The sequence below is a fragment of the Modestobacter sp. Leaf380 genome (genome assembly GCF_001424485.1).
In the GTDB taxonomy this organism is placed as follows: Bacteria; Actinomycetota; Actinomycetes; order Mycobacteriales; family Geodermatophilaceae; genus Klenkia.
This window is the reverse complement of sequence record NZ_LMQC01000012.1, coordinates 528,992-547,743: the sequence shown is the minus strand read 5'-3', so window position 1 is coordinate 547,743 and position 18,752 is coordinate 528,992. Positions and strand designations below refer to the sequence as shown.

The 18,752-nt window shown below is 74.7% G+C and carries 15 protein-coding genes and 1 riboswitch; of the genes, 8 read left to right on the top strand and 7 right to left on the bottom strand.

What is annotated here, in order from left to right; genetic code table 11:
• Window positions 1-39 precede the first annotated feature (39 nt).
• Together ASG41_RS10670 and ASG41_RS10665 are read right to left on the bottom strand one after the other, a co-directional pair.
• On the bottom strand, window positions 40-1,572 hold the full coding sequence (locus ASG41_RS10670) for an acyl-CoA synthetase (protein WP_056293703.1): 1,533 nt from the start codon (window positions 1,570-1,572) through the stop codon (window positions 40-42).
• Between the two features lie 4 nt (window positions 1,573-1,576).
• On the bottom strand, window positions 1,577-2,812 hold the full coding sequence (locus tag ASG41_RS10665) for an acyl-CoA dehydrogenase family protein (RefSeq protein ID WP_056293701.1): 1,236 nt from the start codon (window positions 2,810-2,812) through the stop codon (window positions 1,577-1,579).
• A 158-nt stretch (window positions 2,813-2,970) separates the two neighbouring features.
• Here ASG41_RS10665 and ASG41_RS10660 point away from each other — a divergent pair, with 158 nt between their 5' ends.
• From ASG41_RS10660 to ASG41_RS10635, 6 genes are all read left to right on the top strand, one after another.
• A complete protein-coding gene (locus ASG41_RS10660; protein WP_056293697.1) occupies window positions 2,971-3,975 on the top strand; it encodes a phosphotransferase family protein in 1,005 nt (334 codons plus the stop codon).
• 100 nt (window positions 3,976-4,075) lie between these two features.
• Window positions 4,076-4,975 (top strand): TetR family transcriptional regulator, encoded by a 900-nt coding sequence (locus ASG41_RS10655; protein WP_056293694.1) that lies wholly within the window; start codon window positions 4,076-4,078, stop codon window positions 4,973-4,975.
• 100 nt (window positions 4,976-5,075) lie between these two features.
• A complete protein-coding gene (locus tag ASG41_RS10650; protein WP_200938824.1) occupies window positions 5,076-6,044 on the top strand; it encodes a cyclase family protein in 969 nt (322 codons plus the stop codon).
• Window positions 6,045-6,051: 7 nt separating this feature from the next.
• Window positions 6,052-7,713 (top strand): class I adenylate-forming enzyme family protein, encoded by a 1,662-nt coding sequence (locus ASG41_RS10645; protein WP_056293683.1) that lies wholly within the window; start codon window positions 6,052-6,054, stop codon window positions 7,711-7,713.
• 89 nt (window positions 7,714-7,802) lie between these two features.
• A riboswitch (cobalamin riboswitch) is annotated at window positions 7,803-7,869 on the top strand.
• 53 nt (window positions 7,870-7,922) lie between these two features.
• Window positions 7,923-11,579, top strand: coding sequence for a cobaltochelatase subunit CobN (cobN, locus tag ASG41_RS10640; RefSeq protein ID WP_056293680.1), 3,657 nt, complete (start codon window positions 7,923-7,925; stop codon window positions 11,577-11,579).
• Entirely contained in the window at window positions 11,576-12,106 is a 531-nt protein-coding gene (locus ASG41_RS10635; protein ID WP_056293678.1) for an FKBP-type peptidyl-prolyl cis-trans isomerase, read from the top strand. The genes cobN and ASG41_RS10635 overlap by 4 nt, the downstream gene beginning before the upstream one ends.
• A gap of 54 nt (window positions 12,107-12,160) precedes the next feature.
• Here the strand turns inward: ASG41_RS10635 and pabB are convergent, their stop codons facing one another.
• From pabB to ASG41_RS10615, 4 genes are read right to left on the bottom strand one after another with little or no spacing between them, the layout of a single operon-like run.
• The gene (gene pabB, locus ASG41_RS10630) at window positions 12,161-13,888 is read right to left on the bottom strand and encodes an aminodeoxychorismate synthase component I (RefSeq protein WP_056293674.1); all 1,728 of its coding nucleotides are present in this window, start codon (window positions 13,886-13,888) and stop codon (window positions 12,161-12,163) included.
• Window positions 13,885-14,631 carry an adenosylcobinamide-GDP ribazoletransferase gene (locus ASG41_RS10625; protein ID WP_056293672.1) on the bottom strand — a complete coding sequence of 249 codons (747 nt, stop codon included), beginning with the start codon at window positions 14,629-14,631 and terminating at the stop codon, window positions 13,885-13,887. Before ASG41_RS10625 ends, pabB begins: the two co-directional genes overlap by 4 nt.
• Window positions 14,628-15,149 (bottom strand): bifunctional adenosylcobinamide kinase/adenosylcobinamide-phosphate guanylyltransferase, encoded by a 522-nt coding sequence (gene cobU, locus ASG41_RS10620; RefSeq protein WP_056293670.1) that lies wholly within the window; start codon window positions 15,147-15,149, stop codon window positions 14,628-14,630. Before cobU ends, ASG41_RS10625 begins: the two co-directional genes overlap by 4 nt.
• The gene (locus ASG41_RS10615) at window positions 15,146-15,682 is read right to left on the bottom strand and encodes a histidine phosphatase family protein (RefSeq protein ID WP_056293666.1); all 537 of its coding nucleotides are present in this window, start codon (window positions 15,680-15,682) and stop codon (window positions 15,146-15,148) included. Before ASG41_RS10615 ends, cobU begins: the two co-directional genes overlap by 4 nt.
• A gap of 46 nt (window positions 15,683-15,728) precedes the next feature.
• Between ASG41_RS10615 and ASG41_RS10610 the strand changes: the two genes are divergently transcribed.
• The gene (locus tag ASG41_RS10610; protein ID WP_235564715.1) at window positions 15,729-16,556 is read left to right on the top strand and encodes an oxidoreductase; all 828 of its coding nucleotides are present in this window, start codon (window positions 15,729-15,731) and stop codon (window positions 16,554-16,556) included.
• A gap of 73 nt (window positions 16,557-16,629) precedes the next feature.
• On the opposite strand, the gene ASG41_RS25265 is transcribed toward ASG41_RS10610, so the two are convergent.
• Window positions 16,630-17,322: a DUF559 domain-containing protein gene (locus ASG41_RS25265; protein WP_056293651.1), complete on the bottom strand. Its 693-nt coding sequence runs from the start codon at window positions 17,320-17,322 to the stop codon at window positions 16,630-16,632.
• A 416-nt stretch (window positions 17,323-17,738) separates the two neighbouring features.
• Between ASG41_RS25265 and ASG41_RS10600 the strand changes: the two genes are divergently transcribed.
• Window positions 17,739-18,707 carry an aldo/keto reductase gene (locus tag ASG41_RS10600; RefSeq protein WP_056293648.1) on the top strand — a complete coding sequence of 323 codons (969 nt, stop codon included), beginning with the start codon at window positions 17,739-17,741 and terminating at the stop codon, window positions 18,705-18,707.
• Window positions 18,708-18,752: the final 45 nt, after the last annotated feature.

The following is an 18,752-nucleotide window of genomic DNA, read 5'->3' as shown; positions in this document are numbered from 1 at the left end:
CTCGGCGTGTTCCGAACCGGCGTGTTCCGGGTGGTCGGGTCAGCGGGTGCGGGCCAGGTAGAGGTCCCGGATCTCGTGCTTGCGCAGCTTCCCGGTCAGCGTGCGGGGCAGGTCCTCCACGAAGAGCACCCCGCGGGGCACCTTGAAGTGCGCGATCCGCTCGCGCAGGTACCCCAGCAGCTCGGCCTCCAGCTCCGGACCCGGCGTCGCGTGCGGCGCGGCCTGGACGACGGCCTGCACGGCCTCGCCCATCTCCTCGTCCGGGACGCCGATCACCGCCAGGTCCGCGACGTCGGGGTGCAGGGTGAGGGCGTCCTCGATCTCCTGCGGGTACACGTTCACCCCGCCGGTGATGACCATGAACGCCTGCCGGTCGGTCAGGTAGAGGAAGCCGTCCTCGTCGAGGCGGCCCAGGTCCCCCGTCGTCCCCCAGTTGGGGTGCTGGGGGTGCTGCGCGCGGGCGGTCTTCTCCGGGTCGTTGTGGTAGCTGAAGGGCAGCACCTCGCGCTCGAAGTACACGAGCCCGACCTCGCCCGGGGGCAGCTCGGTGCCGTCGTCGGCGCACACGTGCAGCACGCCGAGCCCGGCCTTCCCGACCGACCCGGGCTTGCGCAGCCAGGTGGCGGAGTCGATCAGGGTGACCCCGACGGCCTCGGTGGCCGCGTAGTACTCGGCCAGGACCGGCCCCCACCACTCGATCATCGCCGCCTTGACGTCGACCGGCATCGGTGCGGCCGCGTGCACGGCCACCCGGTGCGAGGACAGGTCGTGCCGGGTCCGCTCCGCCTCGTCCAGCTTGAGCATCCGGACGAACATCGTCGGCACCCACTGGCTGTGCGTGACCCGGTACCGCTCGATCGCGGCCAGCGCGGCCGCGGCGTCGAACCTGGGCATGACGACGACGGTGCCGCCGACCATGTGCACCATCCCGCCGAACCTCAGCGGCGCCGCGTGGTACAGCGGGGCGGGGGAGAGGTACACGGTGTCCGCCCCGAAACCGTAGAGCGGCCCGAAGACCCCCAGCAGCGCCTCGCCGCCCTCGCTCACCTGCACCCCGGGCAGCGGGGACTTCACGCCCTTGGGCCGCCCCGTCGTCCCGGAGCTGTAGAGCATGTCCCGCCCGCGGGGCTGGTCGGCGAAGGGCACCGAGGACGCCGCGGCCAGCGCCGCCTCGTAGTCCTGGTGCCCGGGGACCGCGCCCTCGAACGCCAGTCGCAGGCCGATGCCCGGGGTGTCGGCGACGACGGCCTGCGCCAACCCGGACTGGGACGCCGACACCACGATCGCCTTCGCGTCGCAGTCGCCCAGGATGTAGCTGGTCTCCCCGGGCTTGAGGTGCTGGTTGATCGCGGTCAGGTACAGCCCGCTGCGCATCGCCGCCCAGAACACCTCGTAGGTGTGCAGCGAGTTGTCCGCCAGCAGCGCGACGTCGTCCCCCGGGCGCAGGCCGGCGTCCCACAGGACGTGGGCCAGCCGGACCGACCGCTCCTCCAGCTCGCCGTAGGTGAGGGTCGCGCCGCTGTCGCTCATCACGACGGCGGCGTGCCCGGGGTCGTGCGCGCCCGGGTACACCGGGTCAGACCGTGATCGAGGGGACGGGCACGACCGGCGTCCGGCCCAGCTCGGACTTCGCCAGCGAGCGCAGGTGCACCTCGTCCGGGCCGTCGAACAGCCGCATCGCCCGGTGCCAGCCGTACATCGCGGCCAGCGGGGTCACGTCGGTCACGCCGGCCCCGCCGTGCACCTGGATGGCCCGGTCGATGACCCGCCCGGCCGCGCGGGGGACGGCGACCTTGGCGATGGCGATGAGGTCCTTGGCGGCCTTGTTGCCCTGGGTGTCGATGACCTGGCAGGCCTGGTGGCAGATCAGCCGGGCCTGGTCGATGTCGATCCGGGACTCGGCGATCTGCTGCTGGACCACGCCCTGCTCGGCCAGCGGCCGGCCGAAGGCGACCCGCTCCTGGGTGCGGGCGACCATCATCGCCAGCGCCCGCTCGGCGGCACCCAGGGCGCGCATGCAGTGGTGGATGCGTCCGGGGCCCAGCCGGGCCTGGGCGGCGGCGAACCCGCCGCCCTCCTCGCCGATCACGCTGCTGACCGGGACGCGCACCCGGTCGAAGCGGACCACGCCGTGGCCGTGCTGGTCGTGCTGGCCGAACACCGGCAGGTCCCGCTCGACGACGACGCCGGGGGTGTCCCGGGGGACGACGACCATCGTCTGCTGGCGGTGCTTCTGGGCCTGCGGGTCGGTCTTGCCCATGACCACCAGGACGGCGCAGCGCGGGTCCAGCACGCCGGAGGTCCACCACTTGCGCCCGCTGATGACGTAGTCGTCGCCGTCGCGCTCGATGCGGGTCTCGATGTTGGTGGCGTCGCTGCTGGCCACGGCCGGCTCGGTCATCGCGAACGCCGAGCGGATCTCCCCGGCCAGCAGCGGCTCGAGCCACTGCTGCTTCTGCTCGGTGGTGCCCAGCAGGTGCAGCAGCTCCATGTTGCCGGTGTCCGGGGCCGCGCAGTTGATCGCCTCGGGGGCCAGCTCCAGGCTCCAGCCCGACAGCTCCGCGATCGGGGCGTACTCCAGCTGGGTCAGCCCGGACTCGCTCGGCAGGAACAGGTTCCACAGGCCCTGGGCGCGGGCGCTGGCCTTGAGCCGCTCGACGACCGGCGGCGCGTCGTGCCCGTCGGGGCCGGCCAGGCGCCGGGCGGCCTCGTACTCGGGCTCGGCGGGCAGCACCTCGTCGCGGAGGAAGTCCACCATCCGCGCGTAGAGGTCCCCGGCGGTGCGGGAGGGGGGCGCGAGGGTCTGCGTCATGATCAGCCTTCCTGAACACGTGCGCCGTCGCACGATCGCCGCGACGCTAGGGTCCCCGTCCTGGCCCGTCAAGGCGTGGTTGACACCCTGGCACCTGGCGGGCAGGTTCGACGGGCACCGTGCAAACGCACGGTGTCCGGACTGCGAGGGGGCCCACCGTGCAGGACCCGCCCGGCGTCGACGTCGCCGCCCTGCAGCGCTGGCTGGACGCCGCGGTGCCCGGCCTGCTGCAGGGACCGCTGCGGGTCACGCTGCTGGCCGGCGGCCGGTCCAACCTGACCTACGCCCTCACCGACGGCGTCGGCCGGTGGGTGCTGCGCCGGCCGCCGCTGGGCCACGTCCGGGCCACCGCGCACGACGTCGCCCGCGAGCACCGGGTGCTCGGCGCGCTCGCCGGCACCGCCGTGCCGGTGCCCCGCCCGGTCGCCCTCGCCGGGCCCGAGGTGCTCGGCGCGCCCTGCTACGTCATGGAGTTCGCCGACGGCGTGGTGCTGCGCGAGGCCGACCAGCTGCACGCCGTGGACGGCGACGCGGCCGCCGGCGCCCTGGTCGACGTGCTCGTCGCGCTGCACCGGGTGGACCCCGAGGCGGTCGGGCTGGGTGACCTGGGCCGGCCCGCCGGCTACCTGGAGCGGCAGGTCGCCCGGTGGTCGGGGCAGCTGGAGGCCGGGGACCTGCGCGAGGTGCCCGGGCTGGCCGAGCTGGGACGCCGGCTCGGGGCCCGGGTGCCGGTCGGGGGACCCGCGGCGGTCGTGCACGGGGACTACCGGCTGGACAACGTCGTCGTCACCGCGGACCGGCGGCCCGACGTCGTCGCGGTGCTGGACTGGGAGATGGCCACCCTCGGCGACCCGCTCGCCGACCTCGCCTCCACCCTGGTCTGGTGGGACGGCATGGCCGGCCTGGACAGCCCGGTCGCCGCCGTCCCCGGCGACGTGCCCGGCTGGCCGGACGGCGGGTCGCTGGCCGCCGCCTACGGCCGGGCCGCGGGCGCCGACCTGGCCGAGCTGCCCTGGTACCTGGGGCTGGCCTTCTTCAAGATCGCGGTGATCTTCGAGCAGATCCACTCCCGGTCGGTCGCCGGGCTGACCGTGGGGGAGGGCTTCGACCGGCTGGGCGCGGTCGTCCCGGCGCTGGTGGAGCGCGGGCACGCAGCGTCCTGAGCCCCGTCGGGGGTGCGTCGCTGGCTCTGCGTGCGTGCCCGGCCTACGCTCAGGCACGCTGAACGTCCAGTTGAGCTGAACACCGTCCCGAGGTGGTCCCGTGAGCACGCCCGCCGCACCCTCCCCGGGGCTGGGGGAGTCGATCCGCCGGCTGCGGACCGCGCGCGGGCTCAGTCTGCGCCGCCTGGCCGAGCAGCTGCAGGTCAGCCCCGGGACGCTGAGCGCCATCGAGAACGGGCACACCGGGGTCAGTGCCGTCCGGGTGGCCCGGATCGCCGAGCTGCTCGACGTCCCGGTCGAGCGGGTGTTCCGGCCCGGGGGCAGCCGGCTGGCCCCCGGCGTCGTCGACCGGACCGAGGTGACCACCACCCCCGGCACCAGACCGACCGGTCCCGACGGGGTCTTCGTGGCCGGGGACTGGCGGCGGTACGGCCCCCTCCAGCTGGACCCGGCGCTCGCCGCGGCGCTGGCCGCCTTCGTCGAGGTCGGCTACCACGGCTCGACCATCCGGACGATCGCCGCCCGCGCCGGGCTCTCGGTCTCCGGGCTGTACCACTACTACGAGAGCAAGTACGACATGCTCGTCGCGCTGCTGGACCTCACGATGCGCGACCTGGACGCCCGGGTCCGGGCCGCCCGCGCGGAGGGGGTCGACCCCCTGGAGCGGGTCGGGCTGGTCGTGGAGTGCCTGGCCCTCAACCACAGCCACCGGCGGCAGACCGGGTTCCTGGGCGCCAGCGAGATGCGCAGCCTCGCCCCGCCGGACTACGCCCGGCTGGCCGCCGTCCGGCGGGCCCAGCAGCAGGCCCTGGACGACGAGGTGGTCACCGCGGTCGCCGCCGGGCAGCTGACCACCGCCGCCCCCGGGGACGCCGCCCGCGCCGTGGTGACCATGTGCACCGCGATCCCGCAGTGGTACCGGCCCGGCGGGCCGACGTCCCCGGAGCAGCTGGCCGCCCAGTACGTCGGCTTCGCCCTGGACCTGCTGGGACGCCCTTGACCCCCGGGTCGTGTGACCTGCATCATCCGATCGCACACGTCCCGTGCGAGCGTTCGGTCCTGCCGCACGGGTCCAGAGGTCACTCAGCGAGGAGACGACTGTGTCCGACGTTCCTGCCATGCGCGAGGTCCTGGGCGACGACGCCCCGTCCAACTGGGGCAAGTGGGGCCCCGACGACGAGCTCGGCTCGCTGAACTACCTGGACGCCGCCGAGGTCCTGCGCGGCGCCCAGCACATCACGAGCGGTGAGACCTTCACGCTGCAGATCCAGATGGGCCGCGCCGAGTCCCCCGGCGACCCGCTGTGGCCCGGCCGTCGCGGGATCGAGCGCAAGAACGAGCTCGACGAGTCCACCTGGGACACCGACGCCGCCCCGCAGTTCCCCGGCGGCCTGCACTACGCCGACGACACCGCGCTGATGTTCCTGCAGGGCTCCACGCAGTACGACGCACTGGGCCACGTCTGGTACGACGGCAAGCTCTGGAACGGCTACGACGCCCGCTCCACCGTCGATGCGATGCAGAAGGCCTCGGTGCTGCCGATCGCGGAGAAGGGCATCGTCGGGCGCGGCGTGCTCATCGACATGGCCCGCCACCGCGGCAAGGAGTGGCTGGACAAGGGCGAGACCTTCGACCACACCGACCTCGAGGCCGCCGCGGCCGCCCAGGGCGTGGAGATCCTGCCGCACGACATCCTGGTGATCCGGACCGGCTGGATGAAGTACTGGTACGACCTCAACGACCCGGAGAAGTTCTACGACGGCTTCGCCGAGCCCGGCCTGACCTACTCCCGCGAGCTCGTCGAGTGGTTCCAGTCCAACGAGATCCCCAACCTGGTCACCGACACCATCGCCAACGAGGTCACCTACGACCCGGTCAGCGGTGTCGCGCTGCCGCTGCACTGCGCGCTGATGCGCAACCTGGGCGTGACGCTGACCGAGATCGCCTGGCTCGACGACCTGGCCGACGCCTGCGCCGCCGACGGCCGCTGGACCTTCCTCTACGTGGCCGCCCCGCTCAAGGTCGTCAACGGCACCGGCGCCCCGGTCAACCCGGTCGCGATCCGCTGACCGCGGCATGAGCGTCTACACCGACAAGCCGTGGCTGGCCCTCTACGGCGAGGGCCAGCCGGCCTCGATCACCCCGGAGCACGACACCCTGCTCGCGGTCTTCCAGGCGACCGTGGCGGGCACCCCGGACGCGGTGGCGATCCGCTACTTCGACGGCACGCTCACCTACCGCGACCTGGACGCGGCCTCCGACGCCCTGGCCGTGGGGCTGCTGGACGCCGGGTTCGCCGCCGGTGACCGGATGGGCCTCTACGTGCAGAACGACCCGGCGTTCGTCATCGGGCTGCTCGGCGCGTGGAAGGCCGGCGGTGCGGCGGTCGCGATCAACCCCATGAACAAGGCCGGTGAGCTGACCTACCTGCTCGCCGACTCCGGGGCGACCGCGCTGCTGTGCCTGGACGAGCTGTACGAGACGGTGGCGCGCGACGTCATCGCCGCCGGGGAGACCCGGGTGCAGACCGTCGTCACCTGCTCGGGGCTGGACCACCAGACCCGAGCCGACCCGCGGCTGTTCGAGGGCACGGTCAAGAGCCGGCCCGAGGGCACCCTGGACCTGGGTGACCTGCTGGAGACCCACGCCGGGCAGCAGCCGCCGCCGGTCTCGCTGTCCGGGGACGACATCGGCGTGCTGACCTACACCTCGGGGACGACGGGGCGCCCCAAGGGCGCCATGAACACCCACTCCTCGATGACGTTCAACGCCTACACCTACCGCGAGTGGATGCGGCTGGGCCCCGAGGACTCCGTCCTGGGAGTCGCGCCGCTGTTCCACATCACCGGGCTGATCGGCCACGTCGCGATCGCGATGCTGGTCGGCTGCCCGCTGGTGCTGGCCCACCGCTTCCAGCCCGACGTGGTGCTGGAGGCGATCCGGGAGCACCGGCCGACGTTCACCGTCGGGGCGATCGCGGTCTTCATCGCGCTGGGCAACGCCACCGGGGCCTCCCGGGAGGACTTCACCTCCCTGCGGGCGGTCTACTCCGGTGGCGCCCCGATCGCCCCGGCGGTCACCGACCGGCTGGAGGAGGAGCTCGGCGTCTACGTGCACAACATCTACGGGCTGACCGAGACCAACAGCCCGTCGCACGGGGTGCCGATGGGCGTGCGGGCACCGGTCGACGAGAACTCCGGCGCGCTGAGCGTCGGGGTGCCGGTCTACGACACCGTCGTCCGGGTCCTCGGTGAGGACGGCGAGGAGCTGCCGGTCGGCGAGGTCGGGGAGTTCGCCACGTCCGGGCCGCAGGTCGTGCCCGGGTACTGGGAGCGGCCCGACGCCACCGCGGAGCAGATCCCCGGCGGGGAGCTGCGGACCGGCGACGTCGGCTTCATGGACGCCCAGGGCTGGTTCTTCCTGGTCGACCGCAAGAAGGACATGATCAACGCGGCCGGCTACAAGGTCTGGCCCCGCGAGGTGGAGGACGTGCTCTACGGCCACCCCGCGGTGCGTGAGGTCGCGGTCGTCGGCATCCCCGACGAGGTGCGGGGGGAGACGGTGAAGGCCTACGTCTCGCCCAAGCCCGGCGCCACGATCGACCCCGAGGAGGTCATCGCCTGGTCCAGGGAGCGGATGGCGGCCTACAAGTACCCCCGGTACGTGGAGGTCGTGGACGAGCTGCCCAAGACCACCACCGGCAAGATCCTGCGCCGGGAGCTGCGCGCCCGGAACTGAAGTCGACCCCCTCCACCGTGCCGGGCAGGCGGTGGAGGGGGTCCGCCGGTGCGGCCCGGTAGCGTCGGGCCCGATCACGGCAGTGCAGCGAGGAAGTCCGGTGCGACGCCGGCGCGGTCCCGCCACTGTGAGCCCCTCGGGGTGAGCCAGACACTCCGGCTGCCGTGCCCGACGACCGGGGCGCGGATCCCGAGGGAAGGCCTCACCCCATGAGCACCCAGAGCACCCAGAACGCGCAGAGCACCCAGCGCACCTTCACGCTGCTGTCCACCTCCGACACCGACCTGCTGTCGGCCCGGGCCAGCGACTCGGACTGGAAGCTGGGCAACCCCTACCGGGTCGGCACCGGCGACCTCGCCGGGTTCGCCGCCGGCACCGACCTGGTCGTGGTCCGGATCCTGGGGGCGGCCCGCAAGTACGAGGACATGCTGCGGCCACTGCTGGACAGCGGCCTGCCGGTCGTCGTCCTGGGCGGGGAGCAGCTGCCCGACGCCGAGCTGATGGCGCTGTCCACCGTCCCGATGGGCGTGGCCACCGACGCGCACGCCTACCTGGCGCAGGGCGGGCCGGACAACATCGTCGAGCTGCACCGCTTCCTGGCCGACACCGTGCTGCTGGACGGCGAGGGCTTCGAGCGCCCGTCGGTCGCCCCGGACTGGGGCCTGCTGGGCCGGGAGTCCACGGCCACCGGCCCGCGGATCGCCGTCCTCTACTACCGGGCGCACCACCTGGCCGGGAACACCGCCTTCGTGCACACGCTGTGCGAGGCCGTCGAGACCGCCGGCGGCGTGCCGGTGCCGGTCTACTGCGCCTCGCTGCGCTCGGTGGCCCCGGAGATGCTCGACGTGCTGCGCACCGTCGACGCCATGGTCGTCACGGTGCTCGCGGCCGGCGGCTCCCGCCCGGCCACGGCCCAGGCCGGTGGGGACGACGGCGCCTGGGACGTCGGCGAGCTCGCCCGCCTGGACATCCCGGTCATCCAGGGCCTGGTGCTGGGCACCCCCCGGGAGACGTGGGCGGCCAACGACGACGGGCTGTCCCCGCTGGACGTCGGCAACCAGGTCGCCATCCCGGAGTTCGACGGCCGGATCATCACCGTGCCGTTCTCCTTCAAGGAGGTCGACGACGAGGGCCTGACCTCCTACGTGCCCGACCTGGAGCGCTCGGCCCGGGTCGCGGGCATCGCCGTGGCGCACGCCCGGCTGCGGCACACCGCCCCGGCCGACCGCAAGATCGTGGTGATGCTGTCGGCCTACCCGACCAAGCACTCCCGGATCGGCAACGCGGTCGGCCTGGACACCCCGGCGTCGGTGGTCCGGCTGCTGGCCGCGATGGCCGGGCAGGGCTACGACATCGGCCCCTTCGACGGCGAGGGCTCGCTGCCCGGCGTCGCCGAGCTGGACGGCGACCGGCTGGTGCACGCCCTCATCGAGGCCGGCGGCCAGGACCCGGACTGGCTCACCCAGGAGCAGCTGAGCGGCAACCCGGTGCGCATCCCGGCCGCCGCCTACCGCACCTTCTTCGACTCGCTGCCCGCCGAGCTGACCGACCGGATGGTCGAGCACTGGGGCCCGCCGCCCGGCGAGCTCTTCGTGGACCCGACCGACGACTGCATCGTCTTCGCCGCGCTGCGCGCCGGGAACGTCGTGGTCATGGTCCAGCCCCCGCGCGGGTTCGGGGAGAACCCGATCGCGATCTACCACGACCCGGACCTGCCGCCCTCCCACCACTACCTGGCTGCCTACCACTGGCTGCGGTCGTCTTTCGGCGCGCACGCGGTCGTGCACGTGGGCAAGCACGGCAACCTGGAGTGGATGCCCGGCAAGACCGTGGGCCTGTCGGCGGCCTGCGCGCCCGACGCGGCCCTGGGCGACCTGCCGATGGTCTACCCGTTCCTGGTCAACGACCCCGGCGAGGGCAGTCAGGCCAAGCGCCGGGCGCACGCGGTGCTGGTCGACCACATGGTGCCGCCGATGGCCCGCGCGGACACCTACGGCGACATCGCCCGGCTGGAGCAGCTGCTCGACGAGCACGCCAACATCGCCGCGATGGACCCGCCGAAGCTGCCCGCCGTCCGGCAGCAGATCTGGACGCTGATCCAGGCCGCCAAGCTCGACCACGACCTGGGCCTGGACGACCGGCCGCACGACGCCGAGTTCGACGAGATGATCCTCAACGTCGACGGCTGGCTGTGCGCCATCAAGGACAGCCAGATCCGCGACGGGCTGCACGTGTTCGGCTCCCCGCCCGAGGGCGACGCCCGGGTCGGGCTGGTGCTGGCGATCCTGCGGGCCCGGCAGATCTGGGGCGGCTCGGTCGCCATGCCGGGTCTGCGCGAGGCGCTCGGCCTGGTCGAGGACGGTTCCGCCGGCCTGCACGAGACCGACGACGTCGAGGCCCGCGCGCTGGCCCTGGTCACCGGGATGGAGGAGGCCGGCTGGACCGCCGACGCCGTCCCCACCGTGATCGAGGGCGTGCTGGGCGAGCCGCACGCCGACGTCGAGCGGGTGCTGCGCTTCGCCGTCGAGGAGGTCGTGCCGCGGCTGGCCAGGACCACCGACGAGATCGACATGGCCCTGCACGCCCTGGACGGCGGCTACGTGCCGGCCGGGCCCTCGGGCTCCCCGTTGCGCGGGCTGGTCAACGTGCTGCCGACCGGCCGGAACTTCTACTCCGTGGACCCGCGCGCCGTCCCGTCCCGGCTGGCCTGGGAGACCGGGCAGGGCCTGGCAGAGTCCCTGGTGGACCGCTACGTCACCGAGACCGGCGAGCACCCGCGCTCGGTCGGGCTCTCGGTGTGGGGCACCTCGGCCATGCGCACCTCCGGGGACGACGTCGCCCAGGTGCTCGCGCTGCTCGGCGTCCGGCCGGTGTGGGACGAGGCGTCCCGCCGGGTCACGAAGCTGGAGCCGATCCCGCTGCCCGAGCTGGGCCGGCCGCGGATCGACGTCACGGTGCGCATCTCCGGGTTCTTCCGGGACGCCTTCCCGCACGTGGTGACGATGATGGACGACGCCGTCACCCTCGCCGCGGGGCTGGAGGAGACGCCGGAGCAGAACTTCGTCAAGGCCCACGTGGACGCCGACGTCGCCGAGCACGGGGACCGCCGCCGGGCCACCACCCGGGTCTTCGGGTCCAAGCCCGGCGCGTACGGCGCGGGCCTGCTGTCGCTGATCGACAGCCGGGACTGGCGCACCGACGCCGACCTGGCCGAGGTCTACGCGGTGTGGGGCGGCTACGCCTACGGCCGGGACCTCGACGGTGTCGCGGCCCGACCGGACATGGAGACCTCCTACCGGCGGATCGCGGTCGCGGCGAAGAACATCGACACCCGCGAGCACGACATCGCCGACTCCGACGACTACTTCCAGTACCACGGCGGGATGGTCGCCACGGTCCGCGCGCTGACCGGCAGCTCGCCCAAGGCCTACGTCGGGGACTCCACCCGGCCCGAGCACGTGCGCACCCGCTCGCTGGTCGAGGAGACCTCCCGGGTGTTCCGCGCCCGGGTGGTCAACCCCAAGTGGCTGGCCGCGATGCGCCGGCACGGCTACAAGGGCGCCTTCGAGATGGCCGCGACGGTGGACTACCTCTTCGGCTACGACGCGACCACCGGCGTCGTCGCGGACTGGATGTACGAGAAGCTGACCCAGACCTACGTGCTCGACCCGGAGAACCGGGCGTTCATGGAGGAGTCCAACCCCTGGGCGTTGCACGGCATCGCCGAGCGGCTGCTCGAGGCCGCCGACCGCCAGCTGTGGGCCGAGCCGGACCCCGAGCTGCTGGCCCAGCTCAAGCAGGCCTACCTCGACACCGAGGGCGACCTGGAGAACGGCCCCCGCACCCCCGCCGAGAGGACCCCGTGAACCGCCGCACCGCCCTGCTCTCCCTCGCCCTGCCCGTCGCCCTGGTGCTCGGCGCCTGCGGGTCCGACGACGGCGACGCCACCGCCGAGCCCACGGCGACCTGCGAGAGCCTGCCGGCGACGGTCGAGGCGCCGTCCTCGGTGTCCACCGACCTCTCCGAGGCACCGACCGTGCCGGCGTCGGACGCGCTGCCGCCGTGCGGGCTCGTCGTCGCCGACGTGGTCGAGGGCGACGGCGCGGTGGCCGAGGAGGGCTCCGACGTCGAGGTGAGGTACTGGGGCGCGTTCTACGACACCGGGGAGTCCTTCGACTCCTCGTGGAGCCGCGGAGCCGACGAGACGCTGCCCTTCACCGCCGGCGCCCCGGGCGTCATCGAGGGCTTCGGCACCGGGGTCGTGGGCATGGCCGAGGGCGGCCGTCGCTACATCACGATCCCCAGCGACCTGGGCTACGGCGACGCCGGGCAGGGCCCGATCCCGGGCGGGGCGACCCTGGTCTTCGTGGTGGACCTGGTCTCCGTCAGCTGACGGCTCGGCGGGGCCGGCTGACGGCTCGGCGGGGCCGGCTGACGGTTCGGCGGGTCAGGCCAGTGCTGCTCGGCGCCAGCCGCGCAGGGAGTTGACGACGGCGACGTCGTCGGCCGCGCGCAGGTCGGCCGGCGTCAGCACCCGCTCGCGCAGCTCGCCCCGGGCGAGCAGCCGGGTGCGGGCGGTGCCGGGCAGGCAGCCCGAGTCGGTCGGCGGGGTCCACCAGGTGCCGTCGATGCGGACGCACAGCGTGCTGGTCGTGGTCTCGGTGACCTCGCCGCGGGTGTTGACCAGCACCACGTCGGCGGCATCCGGGTGCCGGGCGGCCGCGTCGGTGTAGACGTCGCGGCGGGTGGTCTTGTGCTGCAGCCACGGGTCGGCCGGGTCCACCGGGTGGTCGTCCAGGGCGAGCCGGACCGGGCCGGTCGGCGCCGGTGGTGGGTCGGTGACGGTGACCTCGACGGCGCCGGCCCGGTCCAGCAGCAGCCGCACCCGGCTCGGCGTGGTCCGGCCGGCGACGGCCTCCGCCAGCGCCGCGTGCACGGCCGCCGGGTCGCAGGCGAAGCCGGACCAGGCGGCGGAGTCGGCGAGCCGGGCCAGGTGCTCGGGCAGGTGGGTGAACCCGCCGCCGGGGGAGTGGCCCAGGGTCTCCAGCAGCCGGTGGTCCCCGGCCGGTGCGGTGAGGACGGCGGCCTTGGCCACCAGCTCGCGGCGCTCGGCGGCCGGGTCGGAGTCCCAGGTGATGCCGCCGCCCGAGCCGTAGACGGCCGAGCCGTCCGCGGCCACCACCGCCGTCCGGATCGCGACGGAGAACCGGGCGTGCACCGGCTCCCCGGGCGGGGCCAGCCAGCCGACCGCGCCGCAGTACACCCCGCGCGGGGAGGCCTCCAGGTCTGCGATCGCCCGCATCGAGGCCGTCTTGGGCGCGCCGGTCACCGAGCCGCAGGGGAACAGCGCGCGCAGCACGTCGACCAGGTCGACGTCTGCGCGCAGGTCGGCGGCCACCTCGGAGACCAGCTGCCACACCGTCGGGTACCGCTCGGCGGTGAACAGCTCGGTGACCCGCACGCTGCCGGTGGCCGCGACCCGGCCCAGGTCGTTGCGCAGCAGGTCCACGATCATCAGGTTCTCGGCCCGCTCCTTGGGGCTGGCCCGCAGCGCCGCCACCACGTCGCGGTCCTCGGCCGTCGTCCGGCCGCGGCGGGCGGTGCCCTTCATCGGCCGGGTCCGCACCGTCCGGCCCGACCACTCGAAGAACAGCTCCGGGCTGGCTCCGGCGATCGTGTGCGAGCCGGTCTCCAGCAGCGCGCCGTGGGCGGAGCGCTGGGCCAGCACCAGGTCGGCGTACAGCGCGGCGCCGTCCACGCCGGTCGCCCGCAGCCGGTCGGTGAGGTTGACCTGGTAGGTCTCCCCGGCCGCGATCAACTCCCGGACGGCCTGCACCGCGGCCGCGTGCTCGGCGTCGGTGCGGTCCGGCGTCCACGTGGTCGGCAGGTGCCCCGACGCGGTCAGCGGTGCGACCTCCCGCGGCGGTCCGCCGACCCCGAACCAGACCAGCGGCGGGTCACCGGGATCCGGGGCGCGGACCGGGAGGGCGGGGTCCAGGCCCGGGGCCGCCTCGTAGGACAGGAACCCGGCCGCCCACGCGCCACCGGCCACCGCCGCCGCGACCTCCCGCAGGGCCGGCACGACGTCCTCTGCCCGGCGGGCGACGACGACCCGGTCCGGTTCCGGGAACACCCACGCGGTGCCCGCGACGAGGTCGTCGAACCGGGCGCTCACAGGCCCACGAGCACCAGGGCGGCCAGCAGGGTCGCGGCCGTGGTGACCTCCCCGGCGGCGCCCATGACGTCGCCGTTCACCCCGCCCAGGCGTCCGCGGGCGCGCCGGTGCAGCAGCTCCCCGGCGGCCAGCCCCAGCACCGCGGCCCCGACCAGCCGCGCGGCCAGCGGGAGGTCGCCCAACCAGGCCGCCGTGGCGACCACGCAGCCGGCCGCGACCAGCGCGGCGCCGGCGAACCAGACCCGGGAGACCGTCCCGGCGACGGCTGCGCCCAGCGACGAGCCGGCCGCCGTCGGCACCCCGGGCAGGCCGCAGCGGGCCATCGCCAGCCGGGCCGCCACGACCGCCGTCCACAACGCCAGCCAGCCGCCGTCCACGGTCAGCAGCGCGGCCAGACAGGCCACCTGCAGCAGCAGGGTCAGCACCAGCGTGGCCACGCCGAACGGCCCGACGTCCCCGGCGCGCATGACCTCCAGCGCCCGCTCCCGCCCGCGCAAGGGACCCAGGCCGTCGGCGGTGTCGGCCAGCCCGTCCAGGTGCAGGCCGCGGGTCAGCCAGGCCAGCAACGCCACACCGAGCACCGCCCCGACCAGCGGTGCGGCGTACCGGGCGCCCAGCCAGGCGGTCAGCGCAGCCAGGTCGCCGAGCACCAGCCCGACCAGCGGCGCCCACGGCAGCACGCCCCGTGGGGAGGCGTCACCACCCACCCGGGCGATGGTCAGCCAGGCGAACGCCGCCCTCATCGCAGGCGCTGGGGCAGCCCCGCGACGACGAACCACACCTCGTCGGCGGTCGCCGCCAGCCGCTGGTTCACCGTGCCCAGGGTGTCCCGGAACAGCCGTCCCGAGCGGGTCTCCGGGACCACGCCCAGCCCCACCTCGTCGCTGACCGCGACCACGTGCGCCGGGGTCATCACCCAGGCCTCCAGCAGCTCGTCGACCCGGCGGGACAGCCGGTCGGCGGCGCGCTGACCGCCCTCCCACACCCCGCTGGCGTCCATCATCGCGGTGACCCAGGTGGTGACCGAGTCGACCAGGTACGTGCCCGGGAGCACCAGCTCACCGGGGTTGGTGGTCTCCTTCGTCGTCCACGTCGCCGGCCGGCGGGCCCGGTGCGCGGCGATCCGCTCGGCCCACTCGGCGTCGTCCGGGCGGGGGTCCGACGTCGCCAGGTAGGTGACGTCGTCCCGGCCCTCGAGCAGTGCCTCGGCGTGCGCGGACTTCCCGGACCGGGAACCGCCCAGGACCAGGGTGCGGCTCACAGCTCGAGCCGGGTGACGGTGCCGTTGTGCGGGGTCACGTGCGGCATGGCCTCGGGCCCGTCGCCGGCCAGCACCGCCTGCGCGGCCCGGATGGTGTCCCCGTGGGTGACCAGCGCGACGACGTCGGCCGGCGGCCCGGCCCGCAGCGTCTCCAGGTAGGCCGCCACCCGGGCGTGCAGCTGGGCCAGGGACTCCCCGCCCTCGGCCGACCAGTGCACGTCGGTCCAGTCCACGAGGTCCCACAGCTCCCGCGAGGGCCGGCCCTCCAGCACGCCGTAGCCCTGCTCGCGCAGCGCGGGTGTGGTGGTGAACCGACGTCCGGTGGCCTGCATGCAGTGCTCGGCGGTCTGCACCGCGCGGGTCAGGTCGCTGGAGACCATCGCGCCCGGGCGCAGCGTGGCGAGCTCCGCGGCGGCACTGCGGGCCTGGGTGTGCCCCAGCTCGGTCAACGGGACGTGCGCCGTCTGGCCCTGCATCAGGCCGGCGGCGTTCCAGGTGCTCTGTCCGTGCCGGACGAGCAGGAGCGTGGTCATCGAGGCCGAGCCTAGGTGGCTGCCGGGCGCGGCTACCGTCGTCGTCGTGACGATCCCGATGCGGCCCCCGACGGACGGTCCCGGCGCCGCCGGTCTGGGCGCCCGCCGCGCCGCGCCGCGCCCCACCCGGCCGACCGGCCCGGACCCGCTGGCCCCGCTGCTGGAGCTCCCCGGCGTGCGCGCTGCCTCCGATGCCTCCCGGACGGCCATCGACCGGCTGCTCGGGCACAAGGTGCTGCGCCGGGAGTCGGCCGGGGTGAGCTCGGAGTCCGCGTTGCGCGGCGCCCGCGCCTCCGCCGCGCTGGAGGGTGTCGACGTCCCGTTGGCCCAGGTGCGCACCGGCGACGTCAGCGAGCCCACCCTGCAGGGCGCCCTGCGGGTGTCGGTCGGGTTGGGCTCGATGGTCGACACCTGGGACCGGGCCCCGGGCCAGGTGCTCGCCCGGATGCACGTGCTCGCCGCCGCCGACCTGGTCCCGGCTGCCGAACTGGGCCGGCCCGCCCCGTCCTCCGGCGGCCGCCTCGGCGGCGTCTTCGGCCTGGTCACCGGGGCGACGACGGCGCCCGCGGTGCTCATCGCCGCGGTCGTGCACGGCGAGCTGGCCGCCGTCGAGCCCTTCGCCGTCGGCAACGGCGTGGTGGCCCGCGCCGCCGGCCGGCTCACCGGCATCGCCCGCGGCCTGGACCCCAAGGCCGTCTCGGTGCCCGAGGTCGGCTTCGCCGAGCTCGGCGCGCAGGCGTACGCCGACGCCCTGGCCGGCTACCGCAGCGGCACCGCCGACGGCGTCGCCGGCTGGCTGGTGCACTGCGCTCGCGCGACGGAGCTCGGCGCGGCCGAGGGCCTGGCCATCTGCGAGTCCCTCCTCCGCGGCTGACCCCTCCGCCCCTCCCCGCCGCCTCCCCGCCGAGTGCGGAGCCAGGCCGGTCATCCAGGGCAGGACACCGGTCTCACTCCGCACTCGATGCCGCCGAGACGCAGTCGGCGAGGGCTGCCGCGACGGCGCGGAGCAGGCGGGGCGGGTCGGCCAGGTCTGCAGCGGTCACGAAGAGGACCCGCCAGCCGGCTGCCGCGAGCCGGTTCATCCGATGGCGGTCGGGGCCCAGGCGGGTCAGGTGGACCTGGCCGTCGTACTCGACGGCCAGCCGGTGCTCCGGCCACCCGAAGTCGACGCGGGCGCACTCCCGGCCGGTCGCGTCCCGCACCCGGTGCTGGGCGAACGGGCGCGGGAGGGGCGGCCGGTGCAGCAACAGGCGCAGCCGGGTCTCCTGCGGTGACTCGGCCAGGCCGTCGGCCCCCTCCACGGCGCTGCGACCCCGGCGACAGCCCCGACCGGTGCGTTCGGCGGCCAGCGCGGTCAGGACGTCGACCGAGGTGAGCCGTCGTCCCGATGCGTTCCGTGCGCAGAACTGGTCCAGGACGACGACGGCCTCGTCGTGGTCGAGGCGGCACGCCAGCTCCAGCGCCGTCACCGCCGGCGACGTGACCCGGAGGTCCCCGACCCGGCCCAGCTCGGCGGCGAAGAGCGCACGGCGCCGCACCCGGAGGCCGGACACCCGCTGCTGACCCGCGGCCGACCGGGTCCCGTCGGGACCGACCGGGCGGGGCACCACCACCTCCACGACCGTGGCGTCGCGGTCCACGTCGGGTCCGTCGACGTCGATGCCCCAGAGCCTGGCGGCTCAGACCGCAGGCGACGGCGCCGGGGAGCAGGACGCGGGCAGCCCGCACCCGGACCTCGTGGGTGAGCGGCACGTCGGCGGACACGTACACGTCGGGGAAGACCCGCACCCACCGCGGGTGTGCCAGCTGGTGCCGGGTCAGGAGCCCCTGCGCCACCGTGGTCGACCCCCGGAACGGCCTGGATCCGAGTCCGGGGACAGGACGAGGCGGCCGCGACACGGCCCAGACCCTGCCCCACCGACGGCCCTCGCGATGATCTTGTCCACACCCCCGACTGTGCTCCCGTCGAGTGCGGAGCCAGGCCGGTCACCACGCTCGGATGACCGGTCAGGCTCCGCACTCGGCGGGGTGCGCGGCGCTGGGGGACGCTGGGGGCATGCGTTTTCTCGAGGTCGACGGGTTGGGGCAGGTCAGCAGGATCGGGTTGGGGACCTGGCAGTTCGGGTCCCGCGAGTGGGGCTACGGCTCGGACTACGCCGGTGGGGGAGCGGGTGCGATCGTCCGGCGGGCGCTGGAGCTGGGCGTGACGCTCTTCGACACCGCCGAGGTCTACGGCTTCGGGAAGAGCGAGCGGATCCTCACCGAGGCGCTGGGCGAGCGGCGGGGCGAGGTCGTCGTGGCCAGCAAGGTGTTCCCGATCGCGCCGTTCCCGCCGTTGGTCAGGCGCAGCTTCGAGGGGTCGGCCGGGCGGCTGCAGCTGGACACGATCCCGCTGTACCAGGTGCACCAGGCCAACCCGGTCGTGCCGGACTCGGTGACGATGCGCGGCATGGGCGAGCTGCTGGACGCCGGGAAGATCGGCGCGGCCGGGGTGTCCAACTACTCGCTGCAGCGGTGGCGGCAGGCCGACCTGGCGCTGGGGCGTCCCGTCGTCAGCAACCAGGTGCAGTTCTCCCTGGCCACCGCCGGCCCGCTGGAGGACCTCGTCCCCTTCGCCGAGCGCGAGGACCGGATGGTGATGGCCTACAGCCCGCTGGCCCAGGGGCTGCTGGGCGGGAAGTACACCGTGGACCACCGGCCCGGCGGGGTGCGGGCGATGAACCCGCTCTTCGGCACGGAGAACCTGCGGCGCGTCGAGCCGCTGCTGGCCACCCTGCGCGAGGTCGCCGACGCCCACGACGTGGAGCCGGCGCAGGTCGCGCTGGCGTGGCTGCTCGCGCTGCCCCGCGTCGTCGCCATCCCGGGCGCCTCCAGCGTCGAGCAGCTGGAGTTCAACGTGGCCGCCGCCGACCTGGACCTCGCCGCCGACGAGCTGGCCGCCCTCACCGCCGCCGCCCGGGCCTTCACCGCGGTCGGTGCGCTGCCCACGCTGGTCGAGCGGGTGCGGGAGCGCCTGGGCGTCTAGTCCGAGGACGCCCGGCCCCCTCGCAGGTCCCGCCCCGGGCCTGCG